At 71.0% G+C, this 5,245-nt stretch carries 4 protein-coding genes; 2 read left to right on the top strand and 2 right to left on the bottom strand.

Annotated elements, in window-relative coordinates:
- Positions 1-3,177: efflux RND transporter permease subunit (locus GBZ26_RS26560; protein ID WP_174441401.1), on the bottom strand; the 3,177-nt coding region annotated here is incomplete at its 3' end.
- Between the two features lie 10 nt (positions 3,178-3,187).
- A complete protein-coding gene (locus GBZ26_RS26555; RefSeq protein ID WP_059399556.1) occupies positions 3,188-4,243 on the bottom strand; it encodes an efflux RND transporter periplasmic adaptor subunit in 1,056 nt (351 codons plus the stop codon).
- 131 nt (positions 4,244-4,374) lie between these two features.
- On the opposite strand from GBZ26_RS26555, the gene GBZ26_RS26550 reads away from it, so the two are divergent.
- Together GBZ26_RS26550 and GBZ26_RS26545 are read left to right on the top strand one after the other, a co-directional pair.
- Complete coding sequence (locus tag GBZ26_RS26550) at positions 4,375-4,578, top strand: YgaP family membrane protein (protein ID WP_174441400.1); 204 nt, start codon at positions 4,375-4,377, stop codon at positions 4,576-4,578.
- 87 nt (positions 4,579-4,665) lie between these two features.
- On the top strand, positions 4,666-5,245 hold a 580-nt coding region (locus GBZ26_RS26545), incomplete at its 3' end, for an NAD(P)/FAD-dependent oxidoreductase (protein ID WP_174441399.1).

Here is a 5,245-nt window from a genome sequence, read left to right as displayed (position 1 = left end):
GCGCAGGACGATGTAGATCGCCGGGATCACCAGCACCGTCATAAGGGTCGAGCTGAACAGCCCGAACAGCAGCGAGATCGCCAAGCCCTGGAAGATCGGATCGGTCAGGATGAAGGCGGCGCCGATCATCGCGGCGACGGCGGTCAGCAGGATCGGCTTGAAGCGGATGGCTCCGGCCTCCAGCACCGCCTCGCGCAGCGGCGTCCCGCGCTCCCGCAGGTGGCGGATGAAATCCACCAGCAGGATGGAGTTGCGCACGATGATCCCGGCCAGCGCGATGAAGCCGATCATCGAGGTGGCGGTGAAGGCCGCTCCGAACAGCCAGTGGCCCAGCACGATGCCGATCAGCGTCAGCGGCACCGGCACCAGGATGACCAGCGGCAGCTTGAAGCTGCCGAACTGCGCGACGACCAGCAGGTAGATGCCGAGGATCGCCACCCCGAAGGCCGCCCCCATGTCGCGGAAGGTGACGTAGGTGATCTCCCACTCGCCATCCCACAGCAGCACGGGCCGGCTCTGGTCGTCGGGCTGGCCGTGCATCCGGATCTCCGGCGCCGCGGCCAGCCCGGCGGCGGCCCAATCGACGGTTTTCAGCCGTTCCTGCACCGCCAGCATGCCGTAGATCGGCGCCTCGAACCGTCCGGCCAGATCGGCCATGACCATCTCCGCGAAGCGCCCGTTGTGGCGGAACAGCGTGTGGGAGGCCGGTTCGCGGGTCATCGTCACCAGATCGCCCAGCTCCACCGTGCCGCGCGCCCCCGGAACCGGGGTGGCGAGCAGGCGCTCGGACAGGAACAGGCCGGAGCGCGGCATCTGCACGGCGATCTCGATGGGGGTGCGCCCCGCCCCGCGGTGCGAGTAGCCGACCGGCACCCCGCCGGTCAGCGCCCGCAGCGTGTCGTAGACGGCCTGCTCCTCGACGCCGTGGAACTCCAGGCTCTCGCGGTCCAGGGCGAAGCGCAGCCGGTCGCCGGTCGGGCGGATGCTGTTCTCCACATCGACGATGAAGTCCACGCCGCGGAAGGCGTTCTCCACCGCCAGCGCCGCCTTGCGCCGGGTCTCGGCGTCGGGGCCGTAGACCTCCATGAGCAGGGTGGACAGCACCGGCGGGCCGGGCGGCACCTCGACCACCTTCAGGACGGTCCCGGCGGGCAATGGGAGAGTGGCCAGCCGCGCCCGGATGTCGAGCGCGACCGCGTGGCTGCTGCGGCTCCGCTCGCCTTTGGGGGCGAGGTTGACCTGGAGGTCGCCCTGCTCGGGCTGGTCGCGCAGGTAGTAGTGCCGGACCAGACCGTTGAAATTGAAGGGGGACGCGGTCCCGGCATAGGCCTGGACGCTGGCCAGTTCCGGCAGATCGGCGATTTTTCCGGCGGCGGCAAACAGGAGGCGCTCCGTGTCCTCCGGCGCCGCGCCGCGCGGCAGGTCGAGCACCACCTGAAGCTCCGACTTGTTGTCGAAGGGCAGCAGCTTCACCGCCACGTCCTTGGTGTAGAACAGCCCCGTCGAGGCGAGCGTCGCCACCCCGACCGCCAGCAGGAAGATCCAGGCGCGGCGCTTGCTGCGCACGATCGGGCGCGCGGCGGCGCGGTAGAGGCGCCCCAGCCGCCCGCCGTCCGGCGCGCCGTGCCCACCCGCCGGAGACTCCCCCGGACGCAGCGTCACCATCAGCCAGGGCGTCAGCACCATGGCGACGAAGAAGCTGAAGACCATGGCTGCGGAGGCGTTGGCCGGGATCGGGCTCATGTAGGGCCCCATCAGGCCGGACACGAACATCATCGGCAAGAGCGCGGCGATGACCGTCAGCGTGGCGACGATGGTCGGGTTGCCGACCTCCGCCACCGCCTCGACGGCGGCCTGGACCTTGCTCCGCCCGTCGCGCATCGACCAGTGGCGGTCGATGTTCTCCACCACGACGATGGCGTCGTCGACCAGAATGCCGATGGAGAAGATCAGGGCGAACAGGCTGACCCGGTTGACGGTGTAGCCCATCAGCCAGGACGCGAACAGGGTCAGCAGGATCGTCGTCGGGATGACGACCAGGGTCACCAGCCCCTCGCGCCAGCCGATGGCGAGCACGATCAGCCCGACGATGGTGACGGTGGCGAGCGCCAGATGGAACAGCAGCTCGTTCACCTTCTCGTCGGCCGTCTCGCCGTAGTTGCGGGTGACGGTCAGCGTCAGGTCCCTGGGCAGCCCCTCCGCCTGGATGGTCTGGACGCGCTCCAGCACGCGGTCGGCGATGGTGACGGCGTTGGCCCCGGCGCGCTTGGCGATGGCGATGGTGACGGCGGGGGTGCGGACCAGCCCGCCCTTGCCGTCCGGCACCAGATGCCAGGCGCCGCTCTCGCCGGGGCGCGCCCCCGCAACCACGTCGGCCACGTCCTTGACGTAGACGGGCCGCCCGTCGCGGGTGGTGACCAGAAGCAGCCCGATGTCCGCCGTCCCCTGGAGCGTCTGGCCGGCGACCACCGGCAGGCTGCCGCCCGCGCTGCGCAGCGACCCGGCGATGAAGGAGCGGTTGGCGTTCTTCACCTTGTCGACGAGCTGGTTCAGCGTGACGCCGTAGAGCGCCAGCCGTTCCGGGTCGGGCTCCACCCGGATCTGGTCGGGCTGGCCGCCGACGATGACGCTGCGCCCCACATCCTCGATCTGGGTGAGCTGGCCCAGCAGGTCGTCGGCCACCCCGTGCAGGGCGTTGACGGTCCATCGCCCGGCGGCCTCCGCCCGGGGCGACAGGGTCAGCGTCAGGATGGCGACGTCGTTGATGCCGCGCCCGACGATCAGCGGCTCCGGGATGCCCAGCGGGATGCGGTCCATGCTGGCCCGCACCCGCTCGTGCACGCGCAGGATGGCGTCGTCGGACGGGGTGCCGACGAGGAAGCGCGCGGTGACCACCACGCGGTCGTCCATGGTCTGGCTGTAGGTGTGCTCGACCCCGTCGATGCCCTTGACGATCTCCTCCAGCGGCCGGGTGACCAGCTCCACCGCGTCGCCGGCCTTCAGCCCGTCGGCCTGGACGAGGATGTCGACCATGGGGACGCTGATCTGCGGCTCCTCCTCGCGCGGGAGGGACATCAGGGCGATGGCGCCGACCGCCAGCGAGGCGAGCAGCAGCAGCGGGGTCAGGGGGGAACGGATGAAGGTCCGCGTCAGCACCCCGGAAAGGCCGAGCCTCATGGCATCCCCCTCACGAGCCCGCCGGGCGGACGATGACGTCGCCGGGCTTCAGGCCGGACAGGATCTCCAGCCCGCCGGGCCGGTCGCCGACCGTGGGAATCTCGCCACCCGCCTGGACCGGGACCTCCGTCCCGTCGGCCAGCCGGACGAAATCGGTGCCGAAGCGGCGCAGCAGCCAGTCCGGCGGGATCACCACCGCGTCGCGCGTGCCGGTGGCGACGTAGACCCGCACCCGCTCGCCGACGAAGAAGTCGCCAAGGCCGCTGACCGAGGCGTCGGCGATCACCTGCCCCCCGGCCATCTCCGGATAGACCTGCCGGACGGCGCCGCGCGCCAGCGCCGTGGCGCCGGGGTCGGCGAGGGCCACCGGCGCCAACCCGCGCTGGCCGACCAGCACCGGGTCGCCCTCCTTCAGGAAGCGGGCGTGCCGCTCCGGCAGGCGCAGCCGCAGGATGTAGGTGTCCGTGGCGATGCTGGCGACCGGCTCGCCCGGCATGACCACGGCGCCGGCGATGACCTTGACCTGAAGGATGCGCCCGGCAGCGGGGGCCAGCACCTCACCCTCCCGCAACTGCTGGGCGACGACGGAGCGTTCGGCCTCCATGGCGGCGATCTGGGCGCGGGCGACGTCCAGCGCGGCCTGCGCGTCGTCCAGCCGCTGCTGCGTGCCGGTGCCGCTGGAGCGGAGCTGGCGGGCGCGGCCCAGCTCCAGCTCCGCCTGGTGCTGCTGCGCCGTCAGCGCCTGGATGCGCGCGTCGAGTGCGGCGAGCTGGAGCGGCAGCTTGGGGTCGCGCACGGTGGCGATGACCTGCCCGACGGTCACCTTGTCGCCCTCCGTCACCGTCAGGTCGGCCACCGTGCCGCCGATGCGGGTGCGGGCCAGCGTCTCGCGCACGCTTTCCACCGTGGCGAAGACCGCCTTCAGATCCTCCACCGGGCGCGGCTGGACGGTCAGGGTGCCGGGCTCGGCCGCCGCCGCCGCGGACAGGGGAAGCAGGGCCGCCAGCAGGGCGGCGGCGAGCAGCGCCTTGCGGGCCGGCGAGCGTGGGAGGAGGGAACGGGGCATGGCGGGCCACTTCGAACGGGAGGAACGGGTCTCAGGGTGTCTTGACTCCTTATTTTAGACATTGCTAAATTAGTGTCAACGAATGAAATGGCGCGACCGCCATCCCGAACCGGCACAGAGGAGACCGCATCATGAGCATCGACCGCATCGTCATGGCCTTCGCCGGGACCATGATCCTGCTGAGCCTCGCCCTGTCCCAGCTTCACGGGCCGGGGTGGCTGTGGCTGACCGCCTTCGTCGGGGCCAACCTGCTCCAGGCGGCCTTCACCGGCTTCTGTCCGCTGGCGATCGTCCTGAAGCGGATCGGCCTGCGCCCCGGCATGGCCTTCGAATAGGCGCGGGCCGGGCAGGGGGAAAGCGTTCCACCGAAACACACAACCGGGCAGCCCAACAGACCCGGATCTTCCGGAGAGGAAACGGATATGGCCCACATCGTCGTACTCGGGGCGGGCATCGGCGGCATTCCGATGGCCTATGAGCTGAAGGATCGGGCGCGGCCCGGCGACCGGATCACCGTCGTGTCGAACAGCGACCGGTTCCAGTTCGTGCCGTCCAACCCCTGGGTGGCGGTCGGCTGGCGCAAGCGCGGCGACATCACGGTCCCGCTGGCCGAGCCCTTCGCCCGCAAGGGCATCGCCTTCAACCACTCCGGCTGCCGCGCGCTGCGGCCCCACGACAACGCGCTGGATCTTGGCGACGGGACCAGCCTCGGCTACGACCAGCTCGTCATCGCCACCGGTCCCGACCTGGCTTTCGACGAGATCGAGGGCTTCGGGCCGCAGGCCAACACCGTCTCGATCTGCCACGTCGACCACGCGGAGGCGGCGGCCCAGCGGTGGGAGCAGTTCTGCCGCGACCCCGGCCCGCTGGTCGTCGGGGCGGTGCAGGGGGCGTCCTGCTTCGGTCCGGCCTACGAGTTCGCGATGATCGCCGACGCCGACCTGCGCCGCCGCAGGATCCGCCACAAGGTGCCGATGACCTTCGTCACGTCGGAACCCTACA

Source organism: Azospirillum formosense, from assembly GCF_013340925.1.
Lineage (GTDB): Bacteria > Pseudomonadota > Alphaproteobacteria > Azospirillales > Azospirillaceae > Azospirillum > Azospirillum formosense.
This window is presented reverse-complemented; position numbering and strand designations above follow the sequence as displayed.

Excerpts from the sequence above, each read along its gene's own strand:
- GBZ26_RS26555 (WP_059399556.1), bottom strand. The coding sequence starts at position 4,243 with ATGCCCCGTTCCCTCCTCCCACGCTCGCCGGCCCGCAAGGCGCTGCTC.
- GBZ26_RS26550 (WP_174441400.1), top strand. The coding sequence starts at position 4,375 with ATGAGCATCGACCGCATCGTCATGGCCTTCGCCGGGACCATGATCCTG.